This is a genomic window from Streptomyces sp. NPDC003011, assembly GCF_053591515.1.
The window spans coordinates 42,432-60,636 of record NZ_JBSFTY010000002.1 but is presented as its reverse complement, the minus strand read 5'-3'; the positions used below and the strand labels follow the sequence as shown (position 1 = coordinate 60,636).

The 18,205-nt window shown below is 71.1% G+C and carries 16 protein-coding genes and 1 riboswitch; of the genes, 3 read left to right on the top strand and 13 right to left on the bottom strand.

The genetic code is table 11. The features are described from left to right. Positions 1 to 8: 8 nt before the first annotated feature. Positions 9 to 1,646, bottom strand: a complete 1,638-nt coding sequence (locus ACWD0J_RS01630; RefSeq protein ID WP_451493693.1) for a GMC oxidoreductase — start codon at positions 1,644 to 1,646, stop codon at positions 9 to 11. Between the two features lie 58 nt (positions 1,647 to 1,704). Continuing rightward, positions 1,705 to 2,847, bottom strand: a complete 1,143-nt coding sequence (locus tag ACWD0J_RS01625) for a glycosyltransferase family 4 protein (protein ID WP_451493692.1) — start codon at positions 2,845 to 2,847, stop codon at positions 1,705 to 1,707. A gap of 121 nt (positions 2,848 to 2,968) precedes the next feature. On the opposite strand from ACWD0J_RS01625, the gene ACWD0J_RS01620 reads away from it, so the two are divergent. Continuing rightward, complete coding sequence (locus ACWD0J_RS01620) at positions 2,969 to 4,204, top strand: glycosyltransferase 87 family protein (RefSeq protein WP_451493691.1); 1,236 nt, start codon at positions 2,969 to 2,971, stop codon at positions 4,202 to 4,204. A 313-nt stretch (positions 4,205 to 4,517) separates the two neighbouring features. Here ACWD0J_RS01620 and ACWD0J_RS01615 read toward each other — a convergent pair whose 3' ends face one another. The 5 genes from ACWD0J_RS01615 to ACWD0J_RS01595 form a co-directional block, all read right to left on the bottom strand. Then, complete coding sequence (locus ACWD0J_RS01615; RefSeq protein ID WP_451493690.1) at positions 4,518 to 5,711, bottom strand: hypothetical protein; 1,194 nt, start codon at positions 5,709 to 5,711, stop codon at positions 4,518 to 4,520. Positions 5,712 to 5,743: 32 nt separating this feature from the next. Beyond that, positions 5,744 to 6,766, bottom strand: a complete 1,023-nt coding sequence (locus tag ACWD0J_RS01610; protein WP_451493689.1) for an NlpC/P60 family protein — start codon at positions 6,764 to 6,766, stop codon at positions 5,744 to 5,746. A gap of 202 nt (positions 6,767 to 6,968) precedes the next feature. Beyond that, on the bottom strand, positions 6,969 to 8,009 hold the full coding sequence (locus tag ACWD0J_RS01605; RefSeq protein ID WP_451493688.1) for an NlpC/P60 family protein: 1,041 nt from the start codon (positions 8,007 to 8,009) through the stop codon (positions 6,969 to 6,971). A gap of 211 nt (positions 8,010 to 8,220) precedes the next feature. Further along, the gene (locus ACWD0J_RS01600) at positions 8,221 to 9,564 is read right to left on the bottom strand and encodes an NYN domain-containing protein (protein WP_451493687.1); all 1,344 of its coding nucleotides are present in this window, start codon (positions 9,562 to 9,564) and stop codon (positions 8,221 to 8,223) included. 33 nt (positions 9,565 to 9,597) lie between these two features. Continuing rightward, a complete protein-coding gene (locus ACWD0J_RS01595) occupies positions 9,598 to 9,837 on the bottom strand; it encodes a hypothetical protein (RefSeq protein ID WP_189702999.1) in 240 nt (79 codons plus the stop codon). Positions 9,838 to 9,993: 156 nt separating this feature from the next. On the opposite strand from ACWD0J_RS01595, the gene ACWD0J_RS01590 reads away from it, so the two are divergent. Then, positions 9,994 to 10,737, top strand: a complete 744-nt coding sequence (locus ACWD0J_RS01590) for a rhomboid family intramembrane serine protease (protein WP_451493686.1) — start codon at positions 9,994 to 9,996, stop codon at positions 10,735 to 10,737. Further along, positions 10,734 to 11,015 carry an Lrp/AsnC family transcriptional regulator gene (locus ACWD0J_RS01585; protein ID WP_037737028.1) on the top strand — a complete coding sequence of 94 codons (282 nt, stop codon included), beginning with the start codon at positions 10,734 to 10,736 and terminating at the stop codon, positions 11,013 to 11,015. The genes ACWD0J_RS01590 and ACWD0J_RS01585 overlap by 4 nt, the downstream gene beginning before the upstream one ends. Positions 11,016 to 11,039: 24 nt before the next feature. On the opposite strand, the gene ACWD0J_RS01580 is transcribed toward ACWD0J_RS01585, so the two are convergent. The 6 genes from ACWD0J_RS01580 to ctaE all read right to left on the bottom strand — a co-directional run bounded on the left by ACWD0J_RS01580 (position 11,040) and on the right by ctaE (position 18,141). Then, complete coding sequence (locus ACWD0J_RS01580) at positions 11,040 to 12,404, bottom strand: aminotransferase class V-fold PLP-dependent enzyme (protein ID WP_451493685.1); 1,365 nt, start codon at positions 12,402 to 12,404, stop codon at positions 11,040 to 11,042. Between the two features lie 161 nt (positions 12,405 to 12,565). Further along, positions 12,566 to 12,682, bottom strand: a riboswitch (SAM riboswitch). Positions 12,683 to 12,758: 76 nt separating this feature from the next. Further along, positions 12,759 to 13,823 carry an anthranilate phosphoribosyltransferase gene (trpD, locus tag ACWD0J_RS01575; protein ID WP_451493684.1) on the bottom strand — a complete coding sequence of 355 codons (1,065 nt, stop codon included), beginning with the start codon at positions 13,821 to 13,823 and terminating at the stop codon, positions 12,759 to 12,761. A 135-nt stretch (positions 13,824 to 13,958) separates the two neighbouring features. Continuing rightward, positions 13,959 to 15,596: a cytochrome bc1 complex cytochrome b subunit gene (qcrB, locus tag ACWD0J_RS01570; protein ID WP_451493683.1), complete on the bottom strand. Its 1,638-nt coding sequence runs from the start codon at positions 15,594 to 15,596 to the stop codon at positions 13,959 to 13,961. Further along, positions 15,593 to 16,651: a cytochrome bc1 complex Rieske iron-sulfur subunit gene (gene qcrA / locus ACWD0J_RS01565; protein ID WP_451493682.1), complete on the bottom strand. Its 1,059-nt coding sequence runs from the start codon at positions 16,649 to 16,651 to the stop codon at positions 15,593 to 15,595. The genes qcrB and qcrA overlap by 4 nt, the downstream gene beginning before the upstream one ends. Beyond that, positions 16,648 to 17,457, bottom strand: a complete 810-nt coding sequence (qcrC, locus tag ACWD0J_RS01560; RefSeq protein WP_451493681.1) for a cytochrome bc1 complex diheme cytochrome c subunit — start codon at positions 17,455 to 17,457, stop codon at positions 16,648 to 16,650. The genes qcrA and qcrC overlap by 4 nt, the downstream gene beginning before the upstream one ends. A gap of 63 nt (positions 17,458 to 17,520) precedes the next feature. Continuing rightward, positions 17,521 to 18,141 carry an aa3-type cytochrome oxidase subunit III gene (ctaE, locus tag ACWD0J_RS01555; protein ID WP_286061909.1) on the bottom strand — a complete coding sequence of 207 codons (621 nt, stop codon included), beginning with the start codon at positions 18,139 to 18,141 and terminating at the stop codon, positions 17,521 to 17,523. Positions 18,142 to 18,205: the final 64 nt, after the last annotated feature.

Genomic DNA, 18,205 nt, shown 5'->3' with positions numbered 1-18,205 from the left:
ACGGTGCGTCATGGCGCGGTGTCCTCGACGAGGACCCGCGCCATCGTGCGTTCGGCGAGCGCGGTGATCGTCACGAACGGGTTCACCCCGATCGAGCCCGGCACGAGCGAGCCGTCGGTGACGTACAGCTTCGGATACCCCTTCACCCGGCCGTAGTCGTCGGTCGCCTTCCCCAGTACGCAGCCGCCGAGCGGGTGGTACGTGAAGTCGTCGGCGAAGACCTTGTCGGCCGCGCCGAACAGGTCGTACCGGTAGATGGTCGAGTTCGCCGCGTTGATCCGGTCGAACAGCTTCTTGGCCATGCCCACCGACACCGCGCTGTGGGCGGCGGTCCAGCCGAGCTTCACCGTGCGGGTGGAGGCGTCGTACGAGAACGACGCCCGCCGCGGGTTCTTGGTGATCGCCAGATACAGACTGACCCAGTGCTCCAGGCCGGTCGGCAGCGGGGCGATCTCGGCGAAGACGGGGTTGGCGGTGTTGGCCCAGTCGTCGATGCCCAGGACGGGCATGGTGGACTGGTCGGCGCCGACCGTGTCCCACAGGTGGTTGGCGCGGCCCAGCATCACGTTCCCGTTGGTCCCCCAGCCCGCCCCGACGCTCGCGTTCAGCGCCGGGAGGGTGCCCGTCTCCCGGGCGCGGACGAGGAGTTCGGTGGTGCCGAGGCTGCCGCCGCCGAGGAAGAGATACCCGCAGCCGTACTGCTTGGTCTCCACGACCCGGCCGGTGAGGTCGATCCGGTCGGCGGTCAGGACGTACGTGCCGTCGGCGGCCCGGCTGACCGCCGTGACCTTCTCCAGGGTGTGGATCGTGACGTTCCCGGTGCCGAGCGCGGAGGCGAGATACGTCTTGTCGAGGCTGCGCTTGCCGTGGTTGTTGCCGTAGATGACCTCGCCGCCGAGCGCGGACTTCGCGGCCGTACCGGCCGCCTCGCGCTCCATGTGGCCGAAGTCGTAGACGTTCGGCACGAAGGTGGTCCGCAGGCCGGCCTTCTGGGCGTGGGCCCGGGAGATCCGGGCGAACCGGTACCACGCGGTCGACTCGAACCAGGCCGGGTCGACGGTGTTGACGCCGAGCACGGACCGGGCCCGCGGGAAGTACGTGCCGTACATCTCGTCGGCGTCCACGGCGGGGAACTGCTCGGCGAAGTACGCCTTCGGCGGCGTCACCGCCATCCCCCCGTTGACCAGGGAGCCGCCGCCGACGCCCCGGCCGACGTACACGGACATGTGGTCGAAGTGCACGCGGTCCAGGACTCCGGGATACCGGCCGATGTCCCGGTTGACGACGTCCAGCCACAGGAAGGTGGCCAGCGGCGCCTCGGTGCGGGCGCGGAACCACATGGACCGCTCGTCCGGGGCGGCGGTGGAGCAGAAGACCTGGCCGTCGGAGCCGGGGGTGTTCCACAGGCGGCCCATCTCGATCATGAGAGTGCGGATGCCGGCCTGGCCGAGGCGGAGGGCGGCGACGGCGGCGCCGTAGCCGGAACCGACGACGATGGCGGGGGCGGTTTCGACGGCGGCCGGTTCGACGGCCGTGGCCGACTGGAGGCCGATCCGGGTGAAACCGGCCGCGGCGGCCGTCTGGAGGGCGGCCATACCGAGGATTCTGCGTCTGGTCAGCTGACGCTGTATCAGTTTTGCTGTCATGCGCGCAGCATCGGCGGATTATCTCCCTCCGCCTAGGGCACGGAGCGAAAAGACTCCGCTACAGCAGCGTCTTCGCCTTCTCCGCCAGCAGGTCCCACCGCCACTTCTCCTCCACCCACGCACGCCCCCGCTCCCCCATCCGGCGGCGCAGCGCGGCGTCCCCGAGGAGGACGACGATCCGCTCGGCGCTCTCCTCCACCGAGCCCCCGCGCACCACCCAGCCGGTCTCGCCGTCCAGCACCGCGTCCGGGGCGCCGCCCGAGTCACCGGCGACGACGGGCAGCCCGGTCGCCGACGCCTCCAGGTACACGATCCCGAGCCCCTCGACGTCGAGTCCGCCCCGACGGGTCCGGCACGGCATCGCGAACACGTCCCCGGCGCCGTAGTGGGCGGGCAGCTCGGACCAGGGCACCGAGCCGGTGAAGCGGACGGAACCGGTGACCCGGGTCTCGTGCGCCAGCCTGCGCAGCTCCTTCTCGTACGGCCCGCCGCCCACGATCAGCAGGACGGCGTCCGGCTCGGCCGCCAGGATCCGGGGCATGGCCAGGATCAGCGTGTCCTGCCCCTTGCGCGGGACCAGCCGTGACACGCACACGATCACGGGACGCTCGGTCAGCCCGAGCCGCGCCCGGACCACGTCGCCTCCGGACCCGGGGTGAAAGGTCTTCTCGTCGACCCCCGGCGGCAGCTGCGTCATCCGCCCGGCCGCCTCCGGCGTCAGCGCGGCGGCGATCCGCGCGCGGGTGTACTCGCCGAGGTAGGTGATCGTGTCGGTGGACTCCCCGATCCGCCGCAGCAGCTGCCGCGCGGCGGGCAGTTGCGCCCATCCGGCCTCGTGCCCGTGGGTGGTGGCCACCAGCCGCTCGGCGCCCGCCCTCCGCAGCGCCGGCGCCATCAGCCCGAGCGGCGCCGCCGCCCCGAACCACACCGACGTGCACCCGTGCTCCCGCAGCAGCCCGACGGCCCGCCGGGTCGCCGCGGGCGTCGGCAGCAGCATCGTCGTGGAGTCCCGTACGACGGTGAAGGGCTGCTCGGCGTCGAACGCGGCGGTCGCCTCGGCGCCCTCCCGGCCGCGCTTCCAGGTGGAGGCGTAGACGACCAGCCGGTCCGGGTCGAACCGCAGTGCCATGTTGTGCAGGAAGGCCTGGATCCCGCCCGGCCGGGGCGGGAAGTCGTTCGTCACGATCAGGGTCTTGTGCATCGCCGCCGACCCTACCGAACCGCCTGCTCACAGCGGCCCCCCGGCCGCGTGTGTGGCACGCTCACAGGAGGGCGGTACATCATGTTCCCCTCAAGACGGAAATCGAACGGCAGGGGTTCACGTGGAGACGACGGGCGCGAGGCGGTCACTGACGTGCCTGCTGCTCACCTGGGGCGTGACCAGGCTGCTGCTGCTGCTCTTCGTGTTCAAGGTGTACGTCTTCCCCGGCCCGGACGTCACCAGTGACGTGTCCGTCATCTACCAGGGCTGGTACGACGTGCTGCGCACCGGCACCTTCCCGCTGGACGACGTCACCTGGCAGTACCCGCCCGCCGCCGCCCTCGCCATCCTCTCCCCCGCGCTGCTGCCCGGCCTGGACTACGCGTCGGCGTTCTTCGTCCTGGCGTTCCTCGCCGACCTGGCCGCCCTCGCCCTGCTGGTGTACGCGGGCCGGCGCCCGGGCAAGCGGCTGCGCGGCGCCTGGGTGTGGGCGGCGGGCGTCCCGCTGCTCGGCCCGACCGTGTACGCCCGCTACGACGTGATGGTCACCGCGGTCGCGGTCGCCGCCCTGCTCGCCGGGTCCCGGCACCCCCGGCTGATGGGCGCCCTCGCGGGCTTCGGGGCGATGCTGAAGGTCTGGCCGGCGCTGCTGCTCCTGGGCGTCCGCGGGCGCCGCGGCTGGGCCGCGGCGGCGGTGACCGGCTCCGCCCTGGCCGCGCTGTTCGCGGTCACCATGCCCGGCGCCTTCGCCTTCCTGACCTTCCAGCGGGACCGGGGCACCGAGGTGGAGTCGCTCGGCGCCCTGGTCTTCCACGTGGCCCGGCACCACGGCTGGAGCGGGGAGGTGCTGCTGAACTACGGCTCGGTCGAGTTCCTCGGCCCGTGGGTGGACATCGTGAGCACGGCCGCGCTCGCGCTGACCGGCATGGCCTTCGGCTGGCTGCTGCTGTGGCGGCTGCTGGCGACCCGGTTCGAGGCGCACACCACGGCCGACGCCGCGTTCGTGGCGGTGCTGATGTTCACCACCACCAGCCGGGTGATCAGCCCGCAGTACCTGGTGTGGCTGGTCGGTCTCGCGGCGGTCTGTCTGTGCTTCCGGACGAGCCGGATGGGGGTGCCGGCGGGCCTGGTGCTGGTGGCCTGCTTCGTGACGGTGCTGGAGTTCCCCCTCTGGTTCGGTGACGTCGTCGGGAGCACCCCGCTCGGCATCACCCTCCTCGCGGTCCGCAACGGCCTGCTGGTGCTCGCGAGCGTCCTCGCCGCCCGTGTCCTGTGGCGCGCCACCGTCCCGAGGCCGGAGCCGGTCCGGGTGCCCGGTCAGGCGGCCCGCGCCAAGGAGGCGTCAGCCTCCTCCTGAGCCGGGGCCCGCCGGAGCAGCACCGGCACGATCCCGCACCGCGCCGCCATGGCCGGCGCCGGCGTCAGGCACACGCCCGGCAGCCCAAGGCCCGTACGGGCGTACGGGAGCGGCAGCCGCACCGCCGCGGGTCCTGCTGCCGGAGCGGCTGCGGCCCCTCCGGCGGACCGAGATCACGGTCCAGGTGCGCGCGCTCCAGCCGACGGCCCGGCACCGCGGCCCGCTCCCGGCGGTCCGGCGGGTACGGCGCGAAGGGCCCGGGCCACCGGCGCGGCGGAACGGGGCGTGGGCTCGGGGGCTGCGCCCTGCTCGATCAGCCCAGCTGGTCGAGCAGATACGCCCGCCACCGCGCGGTGAACTGGGCCGGTGTCGTGCCGAGCACCCGCCGCATCGCGTCCTCGGCCGCCCCGTCCCGGCGTTGATGCGTCCCCACGGCCCGGTAGAACGCGCCCAGCCGCGCCTCGCCCCACCGCTCGGCGATCAGCCGGCAGGCCAGCCAGCCGCTCTCGTACGCCCGCGCCAGCCCGGCCGCGTCCCCGCTGAACCCGAAGTCCTCGTCCGTCGGCAGGGCGGCCGGGACCCTGCCCACGGACACGGCCTCCGCCAGCTCCGGCGCGGCCTGCCGGGGCGTGCGCCCGCTGCCCCGGTAGCCGACCCAGTCGGCGTACCCCTCGGACAGCCACAGCGGCGTCGCGGGGGTCGTGTCGGCGCGGGTGGCGACATGGGTGGCCTCGTGGGTGAGGACGACCTGCTTGCCGAGCGCGCCGAGGACGCCGTACGCGTCGGGGTTGACGATGATCCGGTCCGCGGGCGCCTGCGCCCGGGCGCCGGTCTCGCCGGTGGTCACCGCGGCGATCCCGCGGTACGCGGAGGCGGGCGAGCCGAGCAGTCCCGCCATCCCCTCCACCGAGTCCGGTACGAGCACCACGACGTGCCGGGACCAGTCCGTGCCCCACGCGTCCGACACGGCGGGCACCGCGCGGTCCGCCAGGTCCGCGTAGGAGTACAGCGTCTCGCCGGTCTGCCCGACCCCGAGGACCAGGCTGCGCGCGCCGCGGACGACGGTCACCTCGCCCTGGTCCCACAGCTGCTGCGCGGCCTTCTCGGCGGGCTGCTCGGCGTCCACGTACCACCGCCCGCCCGCGTCCAGGGACAGCTTCAGCGTGCGGCCGACGGTGACGGGGGCCCGGTCGTAGCCCTGGACGCGGTAGTCGAGTTCGACGTCGGCGGTGGCCGTGCCGCCGGTGCGGTGCAGGGCGGTGACGCGGTAGGACCAGGCGGCGAGCGGGACCGCCCTCAGGTTCTCGAACCAGCTCAGCGCGCCGGTCCGCACGAACGCCGCCTCGTCCCGGTCCATGACCGCGCCGGCCCGCCGGTCCAGGACCCGCTGCACCTCGGCCTTCGCGCTGTCGGTGGCGGACGTGCCGCCGCAGCCCACCAGGGCCACGAGCAGCAGCACGCACAGCGCCACGACTCCGCGCCCCGACGCCCGCCCTCGACCTGCCACCTTCCGATCGTACGGGGGCGCGGGGCGCGCGGTCAGACCCGTGTGACGGTCGCGCCCGGGATCATGTGCACCGGGTCGTAGCGCACGGGGGCGCCGGGGTACGGCGCGTGGATCACCTGGCCGTTGCCCATGTACATCGCGACATGGCTGGCGTCGGACCGGTAGGTGACCAGGTCACCGGGCTGGGCCTGGGAGAGCGGCACCTGCCGGCCGGCGAAGCGCTGCGCCTGCGAGGTGCGCGGCAGGCCGACGCCGGCCTGCGCGTACGACCACTGCATCAGGCCCGAACAGTCGAAGCCGGCGGGCCCGTTGGCGCCCCACACGTACGGCTTGCCGAGCGCGGAACGGGCCGCGGCGATGGCGGCCGCCGCCCGCGCCGAGGGCGCCGAGGCGTCCCCCAGGTCGGGCATGTCGGCGCGGCCGGAGCGCGAGGCCCGGTCGTAGGCGTCCCGCTCGTCGGACGGCAGGGAGTTGAGCAGTTGCCGGGCCGCGGCGAGCTTCTTCTCCACGGTCCGCTTGTGGGCGGCGACGGCCTTGCGGCTCTTCTCCAGCTCGCCGAGCTTGCGGGCGGCCTCCGAGCGCTCCTGGGAGAGCTCGCGCATCGCCGTCTGGAGGTCCTTGAGCTCCCCGGCCTGGTGGACGCTGATCCGGTCGAGGACGGCGGCCTTGTCGAGGTAGTCGTCCGGGTCGTCGGAGAACAGCAGCGCGAGGGAGGGATCGAGGCCGCCGGAGCGGTACTGCGCCCCGGCCAGCGAACCGAGCGTCTCCCGCATGGAGTTGATGCGCTCCTGCTGCCGGGCGATGCGCTCCTGGGCGCCGCTGACGTCCTTGCGCAGCGCGTCGGCGCGCTCGTCGGCCTTGTTGTAGGCCTCGGTCGCCTTCTCGGCCTCCTCGTAGAGACGGTCCACCTCGGCACGGGTGTCGTCGTGCGGTGCGGCGACGGCCGACATGGCGGGTACCAGCCCGAAGGCCGCGGCCGCGGCTGACATGACGCAGAGCGCTGCACTGGCGCCCCGGTCGAACCCGGACGGTGCAAGGCGGCGATGGGACCCCACGGGAAGCCGCACTCCTTCCGCTGGCGGACAAGGAAACGCGGCAGACAGTAGCCCCGTCGAGGGGGCCCCACCAACGACCTTGGCGGGCACACAACGTGACGCCCCGCCTATGACCAGGTCATGGGCGGGGCGCGGGGTCAGTTCACGTCGTCGTGATTCGCCCGTTCGGGCGGTGCGGCGTGGCGATCCAGGGATCGTCGGGTCAGACGCGGACGCCCCACATGAACGGCCCGCCGATGGTGTCCATCGACTCGTAGCGGACCACCGTGCCGCTGCGCGGCGCGTGGATGATCTGGCCGTTGCCGGCGTACAGGCCGACGTGGTGCAGGTCGTTGAAGAAGAACACGAGGTCGCCGACCTGCAGGTCGCTGACCGAGGTGATCCGGGTGCCGTACTGGGACTGCGCCTCCGAGGTGCGCGGGATGCCGACGCCGGCCTGGGCGTAGGCCCACGAGGTCAGGCCCGAGCAGTCGTAGGAGGACGGGCCGGTGGCGCCGTAGACGTAGGGCGAGCCGAGCTTGCTCTGGGCGGCGGAGAAGGCGGCCGCGGCCCGGCCGGAGGCGGGGACGCTCTTGCCGAGTTCCACACGCTCGCTCGACGAGCGGCTGGCGCGGTCCTCCTCGGCGGCGAGCGCGGCCTTCTCGGCGGCCGTCAGCGAGTTGAGCAGCTTCTGCGCCTCGGCGAGCTTGCTCTGGACTTCCTTCTTCTTCTTGCCCAGCTCGGTGCGGGTGGACGCGAGGTCCGTGAGCTTCTCGGAGGCCTCGGAGCGGTCCTGGGACAGCTCCCGCTGCTTCTCCTGGATCTTCTTCAGCGCGTCGACCTGCTGAGCGCTCAGCTGGTCCATGGCGGACGCCTTGTCCAGGTAGTCGTCCGGGTCGGAGGACAGGAACAGCTGGACGGAGGAGTCGATGCTGCCCGTGCGGTACTGGGCGGCGGCCGCCAGGCCTATGGAGTCGCGCAGCTCGTTCAGCTCTTCCTGGCCGCGGGCGACGTCGTCCTGGATGGTGGAGATCTCCTTCTGGAGCTTCTCCTGCTTCTCCTTGGCCCCGTTGTACTTCTCGGTGGCCTGCTCCGCCTCTTCGTAGAGCTTGTCGACCTTGGCCTTGACCTCGTCCTTGCTCGGCTTCTCGCTCGGCGCGGCGTTCGCGGCCTGCGAGCTGAGGGCGACCGCGGCGGCTGCCGCGGTGGTCAGCACGGTCACACGTGCACGGCTCGGTTGCTTGGGTCGACGGTGGGACGCCACGGAGGTGAACTCCAATTCTCTTGAGTGATCACCCGCTCGGAGGTTCGAGCCCAGACCCTAGTGACCCTCTCGTGATCAGTTCAAATCCTCACGAGAAAAATCTCGTCACACCCTGCATTCTTTGCACTTGACTCACATGCAGTGAGACACGTTCGACGCTGGGTTGCGTGACGACTCCGTCAATTCGGTCATTGCGTACGGACGTTGACCTTCAGGACAGTCGCTTGAGAAGTACCACGGACGCGACGGGCCGCGCCCCCGCCCGGGCCACCCCGTCGGCCACCTCGCGGTCGGTCGAGGCGACGATGACCGGCCGGCCCGGCGGCTCCGCACGCACCAGCTGGCGGATCAACTCGTCGGCGGTGACGCCCGGTTTGGAGAACAGCACCCGCACCCCGCGCGGCGGCGCCAGCAGCACCGGCGCGGCCAGCTCGGCCCCGTCGAAGACACACGTCACCTCGGCCCCGGTCTGCGCGGCGAGCTGCGACAGCTGCCCGAGAAGCCGCAACCGCTGCTTCTCCAGCGGCATCTGCGGATAGCCGGTCTTGGTGACGTTGTAGCCGTCGACGACCAGATGGGCCTGCGGCAGCGCGAGGAGCTGGTCGAGGATCGCGGGGTCGTTCTCGGACAGGGCCCGCGCGGCGATGTCCTTCGGGGTCATCCGTCCCGGTTCGACCGCGTCCACGGTCTCGGCCGGCCGCACCGACACGGGCGGCAGCGCGAGTTCCCGGCGCAGCCCCTGGGTCGCGTCCAGCAGGGTGTCCAGGAGCAGCCGTACGCGCATGTCCTCGACGCTGCGCCCCTCGCGGGCCGCCCTGCGGGTGGCCTCCAGGGCGGCCTCCGCCTCCCCGAGCCGGGTCTTCAGCCGCCGCGTCTCGCTCTCGGCGGCGGACACCTGCGCCTGCCCCTCGGCGCGCAGCGTGTCCATCTCGCCGTGCAGCTTGCGCAGGGCGGCCTCGCCGCGCTTGACGTCACTGAGGGCGGCGCGCAGCTTGCGGTGCAGGGACTCGGCTTCCTTCTTGGCCGCATCCAGCTCGGCGCGCAGCCGCTCGGTCTCGGTCCGGGTGTGCTCACGGGCCCGGTCGAGTTCCTCGCGCAGCCGCTCCAGCTCGGCCCGGCTCTCCTCGTCGACCCGCTCGGCGACGGCCCGCTGGGCCTCCTCGCCGGCCGCGGTCACGAGCTTCACCCAGCCGGCCGGCCGCAGTACATAGGCCGCGGCCGCCACGTCGAGCGGGTCCGCGGCCGGGGGCGGCGAGCCGGAGTCGAGAGCGCCGGAGAGCTCCGGCTGCGCCTCTCTGAACTTCTCCCCGATGCGCTGGCGGAACAGCGGATCGGTCTCCAGCGCCGCGGCCATGGCGTTGCCGGCGAACTTGGCCCGCCGGTTCGGCGCGAACCGGGCGTACTGCCGCAGCTGGGCGGGCAGCTCGCCGACGGTCAGCCCGCCGAAGCCGTCGGAGACGATCTGTACGACTCTGCGGCGCACGCCGTCGGGCAGCGGACGGTCGAGCACCTCAGCGGCGCCGTCGCCCGGCCCCCCGCCTGCGGTCTCCACCATCCTCACCCCAATGCTGTGCGGGGCCCGCTCCGGTCAGGAGCCGGCGCCCGGCCGATCCACGAGTTCCACCTGGTCCACGGCGTTGCACCAGCGGCAGCGCACCGACTCGATGGTCTCACTGACCACCTCGCGCTCCTCGACCTTCGGCTCTCCGGCCAGGTCGAGGTGGACGTACTCGACGACCTTCGACGAGCGGGTCACGTCGAAACGGGTGAGGTTGCCGCACAGGGCGCAGCGCCACCGGGTCGTGGCGGTCGGCAGGGGAACCGTCATCGTGGCTGTTCGTTCCTTACTGGTGTCGGTGACGCTCCGGGCTCCCCGGTGCGTGTGGCTCGTTACCCTACGGCCTGGCGGACCGTCGCCGCTCGGGCGCCCGCGGCGGCGAGGCACTCTGTCCCGTCGCGTCCCGTTACGTCATGCTCTGTGTTCATGATCCGCGACTGGAGCGAGACGGCCGTCAGGGTGAGCAGGTCGGTCCGGAGATCACCGGCGCCGGTGACGTACGGGCTGATCGCCGTGTGCTCCCTGATCTTCCTGACCGGTCCGGCGGCGGGCCTCCATCCGGCGTACGGCACCGGTGACACGCTGCTCGCCGTGCAGCGCGCCTATTTCCACCGCTGGGGGGTGGTCCCCGCCGAGCTGTTCGAGGGCTCCGCGCGAGCGGCCCTCACGCCCGCCACGGCGCTCTTCGTCCACGGCAGCTGGGTGCACCTGCTGGGCAACATGCTCTTCCTCTACGTCTTCGGGGTGATGACCGAGGAACGGATGGGCCGCGTCCAGTTCACCCTCTTCTACGTCGGCTGCGGCTATCTCGCCCTGCTGGGCTACGCCGCCGCCAACGCGGACTCCGAGCAGTCCCTGGTCGGTGCGTCCGGGGCGATCTCGGCGGCCCTCGGCGCGTTTCTGTACCTGTTCCCCAGGGCCAGGGTGACCAGTCTTCTGCCGTTCCTCTTCTTCCTGCCGCTGCGCTTCCCCGCCTGGGTGGTGCTGCCCTTCTGGGCGGCCCTGCAGTGGCTGGCGGCGGGCCGGGCGTCACAGGGCCCGGGGGTGGCGTACCTGGCCCACCTGGTGGGCTTCGGGGCGGGCTTCGGTTACGCGTGGGTGTGTTCCGGTCGTACGACTAAAGTGAGGTCCGCCCCAGCTCCGGCCCCCGAGGGAGAGAAACAGCCGTGATCACCGCGATCGTGCTCATCAAGACCAGCGTGGACCGGATCCCCGAGATCGCGGAGTCGATCGCCGCGCTGGACTCCGTGAGCGAGGTCTTCTCCGTCACCGGTACGTACGACCTGATCGCCATGGTCCGGGTCAGGCAGCACGAGGATCTGGCGGAGGTCATTCCCGGGCGGATCAGCAAGATCCCGGGGGTGGAGGGGACGGACACGCACGTCGCCTTCCGGACGTACTCGCAGCACGACCTGGAGGCCGCGTTCGCCATCGGGCTGGACTCGTAGGTCCCGCGCCCCCGGGAGGGCAGGTCATCCGACCGCGGGCACGCAGCGGCCGTCCTCCGTCCGGTAGCTCCACTTCGCGCCGTGCGTCACCAGGTCCTTCACCGCGGTGACGAAACGCTCCACGTGCTCGTCGGGCGTTCCGGCGCCGAAGCTCACCCTGAGGGCGTTCAGGGACTTCTCGCCCGGCGCGGCCTCGGGGGCGCCGCACTCGCCCTGGGTCCGGGGGTCGCTGCCGAGCAGGGCGCGGAGCAGCGGGTGGGCGCAGAAGAGGCCGTCGCGGACGCCGATGCCGTACTCGGCGGAGAGCGCGGCGGCGAAGTGGGAGCTGTTCCAGCCGTCGACGACGAAGGAGATCACGCCGACCCGGGGGGCGTCGTCCCCGAAGAGGGACAGGACCCTGACCTCGGGAACCTCGGCGAGGCCCGTGCGGACCTTCTCGATCAGGTACCGCTCGCGGGCGACAAGGCCGTCGAAGCCGGCCTCGGTGAGTGCCGTGCAGGCGGAGGCGATGGCGTAGGCGCCGATGACGTTGGGGGAACCGGCCTCGTGACGGGCGGCGCTCTCGTGCCACTCCACGTCCACTCCCCCGTCCTCGCGGCGCGTGACCCTGCGGCTGGCGCCGCCGCCCGCGAGGTACGGGTCGGCCTCCCGCAGCCAGTCGGCCCGGCCGGCCAGCACGCCGGAGCCGAAGGGGGCGTACAGCTTGTGTCCGGAGAAGGCGACCCAGTCGACGTCGAGGTCGCGCACGGACACCGGGTGGTGCGGGGCCAGCTGCGCGGCGTCCAGGACGATCCGGGCACCGTGGGCGTGCGCGGCGGCCGCCAGCTCCCGTACGGGCCACAGCTCGCCGGTGACGTTGGAGGCGCCGGTGACGCAGACCAGGGCCGGGCCCTTCGGGTCGCGGTCGGCGAGCGCGCGCTCCAGGGCCGCCACGGCCTCGCGCGGGGTGCGCGGGGCGTCGAGGCAGGTGACCTCGGCGTTGCGCCAGGGCAGCAGCGAGGCGTGGTGCTCGGTCTCGAAGACGAAGACCCGGCAGTCGGCGGGGAGCGCGGCGGCGAGCAGGTTGAGGGAGTCGGTGGTGGACCGGGTGAAGACCAGCTGGTCGTCGGCGCGGCAGTCCAGGAACGCGGCGACGGTCCGGCGGGCGTTCTCGAACAGGTCGGTGGAGAGCTGGGAGAGGTAGCCGGCGCCGCGGTGCACGCTGCCGTAGTACGGGGCGTAGGCCGCCACGTCGTCCCAGACCCGCTGGAGGGCGGGGGCGCTGGCCGCGTAGTCGAGCGCCGCGTAGGTGACCTCGCCGCCCGTGACGAGCGGGACGGTGACATCCCGGCCCAGAACGGGCAGCGGGGCACAAACGGACTGGGCGACGGCAGCGGTGGAGACAGACATGGCGAACTCCCGTGAGTGGCAGCTGGAATCACGACGCGAGCGGACACGGCTCGGCGCGGAGAAGGTGAAGAAGGGGGTGCGGAGGCGGGGCTCTGCGGCCCTATCGCATTCGCTTGCTCACGGAAGGCTCCTCGACGACCAGGACCCCTGGTATCTCGAGGGGTCCGCGCTTGCCGCAGACCTCGCTGCCTACGGCCTGGTCCTCACCCGGGGCACCCCGCCACGGACGGAGGGTTGCCGGACAGTCGGCCGGGGCCTCATGACTGTCACTCATGACCTGGTGCGAAAACGTACGTGAAGTGATCGGGATCCCGCAACCCGTGTCCGGATCGCGGGACATCCCTCTCACGGGCGCTACGCGTTGCTGGCCGCCACCCAGCGCTCCAGCGTCCGCTTCGCCGCCCCCGAGTCGACCGCCTCGGCGGCCTTCTCCATACCGGCCCGGATCTGCTCGGCCAGCGGCCCGTCCCCCGGCTCCAGCGCCACCAGCGCCGCCGCCGAGTTCAGCAGGACGGCGTCCCGCACCGGGCCCCTCTCGCCCTCCAGCAGCCGCCGCGCGACCTCCGCGTTGTACGCCGCGTCCGCGCCGCGCAGCGCCTCCACCGGGACCAGGTCGAGGCCGACGTCCCGCGGGTCGAAGCTCTCCTCGGTGACCTTGCCGTCCCGGACCACCCAGACCCGTGAGGTCGCCGTGGTGGTCAGCTCGTCCAGGCCGTCGTCACCGCGGAACACCAGCGAGGAGTTGCCGCGTTCGGCGAAGACGCCCGCGACGATCGGCGCCATCCGCGGGTCCGCGACCCCGACGGCCTGCGCCCGCACCCTGGCCGGGTTGGTCAGCGGGCCGAGCACGTTGAACACCGTACGGATACCCAACTGGCCGCGCGCGGCGCCCACGTGGCGCAGCGCCGGGTGGAACTTGATCGCGAAGCAGAAGGTGATCCCGGCCTCCTCGGCGACCTCGGCCACCCGCCGGGGCGTCAGCTCCAGGTTGACCCCGAGCTTCTCCAGCACGTCGGAGGCGCCGGACGCGGAGGACGCCGCCCGGTTCCCGTGCTTGACGACCTTCGCGCCCGTGCCGGCCACGACGATCGAGGACATCGTGGAGATGTTCACCGTCTTCGCGCCGTCGCCGCCGGTACCGACGATGTCGACGGTCGCGCCCGGCACCTCGATCACGTTCGCGTGCTCGTACATCGTGCGGACCAGACCGGTGATCTCCTCGACCGTCTCGCCCTTGGCGCGCAGCGCCACCACGAACCCGGCGATCTGCGCGTCGGTCGCCTCGCCGCGCAGGATCCGGTCCATTGCCCAGGCCGTCGCGTCGGCGCCCTGGTCACGGCCGTACAGCAGGGCGTTCAGCACCTCGGGCCAGGAACGGCCCGCCGCGGTGTCGCCTCCAGCGGGGGTCACAGCGCTCATAAGCCGCTCCTGGTCCGGTCCCGGTCTCCGGGACGCCCGTTCTCGTCGGGTCCACCCTATCCAGCACCGGGCACGGCAAGGGCCCCCGTCCGAAGACCGGACGGGGGCCCTTGCCGTGGTGTGGCGACGCGGTGATCAGTGGTGGCCGTGGCCGCTCGTGATCTCCTTGTACTCCTCGACGGTCGGCTTGGGGATCTGGCTCTCCTCGCCGTAGTACGCCTCGCTCAGCTTGGCGCGCAGCTTCTCGGAGCCCTTCACCTTGCGCTCGACACCGTTCACGTCGACCGTCGGGCCGATCGCGAGCGGCTGGTACTGCTCGTGCGCGGTGAGCGTGTGCAGCTGCTCCTGGCTGAGCGGCTCGTGCACCTCGATGAACTCGCCGTGCGGCAGGCGCTTGATGATGCCCGACTCGCGGCCGTGCAGCACCTTGTCCTTGTCCCGGCGCTGGAGGCCGAGGCAGATCCGCTTGGTGAGGATGAACGCCAGGACCGGGCCGACGAAGAACCCGATACGGACGAACCAGGTGACCGCGTTGATCGACAGATGGAAGTGGGTGGCGAAGATGTCGTTGCCACCGCCGATCAGCATGATCATGTAACCGGTGACCCACGCGACACCGAAGGCGGTGCGGGTCGGGGCGTTGCGCGGCCGGTCCAGGATGTGGTGCTCGCGCTTGTCCCCGGTGACCCATGCCTCGATGAACGGGTAGAGCGCGATCATCATGAGGAAGATGCCGAAGAGCACCAGGGGGATGAAGACGCCCAGGACGAGCGTGTGGCCCCAGAAGTTGATCTCCCAGCCGGGCATGGCCCGGACCAGTCCCTCGGCGAAGCCCATGTACCAGTCGGGCTGGGCGCCCGTCGACACCTGGTCCGGACGGTAGGGGCCCAGCACCCAGATCGGGTTGATGGACGCGATACCGGCGATGAGGGCGATGACACCGAAGACCAGGAAGAAGAACCCTCCGGCCTTGGCCATGTAGACCGGCAGCAGCGGCATGCCGACGACGTTCTTGTTGGTCCGTCCGGCACCCGCGAACTGCGTGTGCTTGTGGTAGAAGACCAGGATCAGGTGGCCGACCACGAGCCCGAGCATGATGCCCGGCAGCAGCAGGATGTGGATCGAGTAGAACCGGGCGACGAAGTCGCCGCCGGGGAACTCCCCGCCGAACAGGAACATCGAGATGTACGTGCCGACGATCGGCACCGACAGGATCGCGCCCTGGGTGAAGCGGACACCGGTTCCGGAGAGCAGATCGTCCGGGAGCGAGTAGCCGGTGAACCCGGTGAACATGCCGAGGACGAACAGCAGGAAGCCGAAGAGCCAGTTGACCTCGCGCGGCTTGCGGAACGCGCCGGTGAAGAAGACGCGCATCATGTGCACGAACATGCCGGCGAGGAAGATGACCGCCGCCCAGTGGTGGATCTGCCGGATGAGCAGACCACCGCGCACGTCGAAGCTGATCTCCAGCGTGGAGGCGAAGGCCTCCGACATCAGCTGGCCCTGCAGCGGGACGTAACTGCCGTGGTACTCCACCTCGTTCATCGACGGGTGGAAGAACAGGGTCAGGTACACACCCGTGAGGATGATGATGATGAAGCTGTAGAGGCAGATCTCACCCAGCATGAAGGACCAGTGGTCCGGGAAGATCTTGCGCATGTTGGCCTTGGCCAGGGAGTAGATCCCGAGCCGGCCGTCGGCCCAGTCGGCGACGCGCTCGCCGGCCGGTGCCTTCCCGCGGTCGCGGGACTGGGTGTTCTCGTTGGTGCTCATCCGCGCTCCCAGAAGGCAGGGCCGACGGGCTCGTCGAAGTCGCCGAGCGCCTCGAGGTAGCCCTCGTCGTTCACACCGATGCGGAGCTGCGGCAGGGCGTGACCGGCGGGGCCGAAGATCACCCGGGCACCGTCGGAGAGGTCGAAGGTGGACTGGTGGCAGGGGCAGAGCACGTGGTGCGTCTGCTGCTCGTACAGGGAGATCGGGCAGCCGACGTGGGTGCAGATCTTCGAGTACGCGACGATGCCCTCGTGCGACCACTCGAGCTCGCGCTTGTCCTTGATGTCGTCCGGCTGGATCCGGATGATCATCAGGGCAGCCTTGGCGATCTCGTTCTGGAACTCGTGGTCGTGCTCCTCCAGGCCCTCGGGCTTGGCGAAGGTGAGGGAGCCGACCGCGACGTCGGAGGGACGCAGCGGCTGGTTCGTGTTCATGTTCACGAGCAGCTTGCCCTTGGACCACAGGGTGTGGCGGAGCTTGGTCCCGGGCAGCGGACCGAGGTCGCGCAGCAGGACGACGCCGGACAGCGGCACCAGGGTGAGCGCGCCGAGCATCGTGTTGCGGATCAGCTTGCGGCGGCCGAGCGCGGACTCCTTGGCACCCTGCCTGAAGTCCGCGAACACCTTCTCGCGGACCTCGGGGGACGCCTCGATCGGGTGACGCTCGTCGGCGATCTCCTCGTCGGACATCAGGGTGCGGGCCCAGTGGACCGCGCCCGCGCCGATGGCGAACAGGGCGATGCCGAGGGTCACGCCGAGCGCGACGTTCAGCGCGCTGACGTGGCCCATCATGAAGATGTAGACCGACTTGTCGACCGGGATCGTCACGAACGCGGCGATGAAGGCGATGGTGGCCAGCATCGACATCGTGAACATCAGGGCGACCGCGCGCTCGGACCGCCTGGCGGCCCGCTCGTCGATGTCCTGGATCCGGTGCTCGTGAGGCGGCAGACCGGGGTCGGCGAACGGGTTCTTCTCGTCCGCGACGCCCACCGCGCCGTGCGCGTGGTCCTGCTCTGCGGGCAGGTTCTCTTCTGGAATGTCTTGGCTGCTCATGACCTCTTGGCCTTTGCGGTCCGGGCGGCGACCCACACGGCGACGGCGATCAGTCCGCCGAGACCGAAGATCCAGCCGAACAGACCCTCACTGACCGGACCGAGTCCGCCCAGTTCCAGGCCGCCGGGGCTCTTGCTCTCGTCGCCGTTGACCTCGTTCAGGTACGCGATGATGTCCTTCTTGTTCTGCTCCGACAGCGTGGTGTCGGGGAAGGACGGCATGTTCTGCGGGCCGGTCTGCATGGCCTCGTAGATGTGCTTCGCACTGACACCGTCGAGATCCGGTGCGAACTTGCCGTGCGTCAGCGCGCCGCCCTTGCCGGTGAAGTTGTGGCACTGCGCGCAGTTGGTGCGGAACAGCTCACCGCCCTCGGCGATGTCGGCACCCTCGGTGTCGAGCTGCTCGTCGGTCGGGACGTTCGGACCGGCACCCAGCGAGGAGATGTACGCGGCCAGCTGATCGATCTCGGCCTGCGAGTAGATGTTCCTCTTCTTCGGTACCTGCGCGCCCGGCTGCTGGGCCGGCATGCGGCCGGTGCCCACCTGGAAGTCGACGGAGGCCGCGCCCACGCCCACCAGGCTCGGGCCGTCGGTGGTGCCCTGACCGCCGGTGCCGTGGCAGCTGGCGCAGCCTACGGCGTAGAGCTTCTTGCCCTCGTCGATGGCCAGGGACTGGGCGGTTTCATCGGCCTGCGCCTCTTTCGTCGGCGCGAAGGCGGTGTACAGCACCCCAGTAGCCGCCAGCGCGATGAGTAGGACGACGAACGCTGCCAGCGGGTGGCGTCGTCGTGCGGAGAGCTTTTTCACGGATTACCCCGGTGTCAGGATCTTCAGCGTCGATGCTTCTGGGACGTGCGGGAGCGGGCCCGGCTACTTGATCATGTAGATCGTGGCGAAGAGGCCGATCCAGACGACATCGACGAAGTGCCAGTAGTAGGACACGACGATCGCGGCGGTCGCCTGCTCGTGGGTGAACCTCCTGGCCGCGTAGGTGCGGCCGAGGACCAGCAGGAAGGCGATGAGACCGCCTGTCACGTGCAGACCGTGGAAGCCGGTCGTCAGGTAGAAGACCGAGCCGTACGGGTCGGACGAGAGCGAGAGGCCCTCGTGCTTGACCAGCTCGGTGTACTCGTACACCTGACCACCGATGAAGATCGCCCCCATGATGAAGGTGACGATGAACCACATCCGGAGCTTCTTCACGTCCCCGCGCTCGGCGGCGAAGACGCCGAGCTGACAGGTCAGGGAGGAGAGCACCAGGATCGTGGTGTTGGCCGCCGAGAACGGGAAGTTCAGCGCGGACGCCATTTCCTTCCAGTGATCAGGACCCGTCACCGATCGCAGGGTGAAGTACATCGCGAAGAGGGCCGCGAAGAACATCAGCTCGGAACTCAGCCAGATGATGGTTCCGACGCTGGTGAGGTTCGGCCGGTTGACCGACGGGTGCGCGTGCCCGGTATCTACTGTCGTTGCTGTCGCCACGACCGACATTATGTCGGTCGCTTATCTCGCCCGTACTCCCGGGGGTGCCGTTCGGAGCGTTCGCACCGTGTGT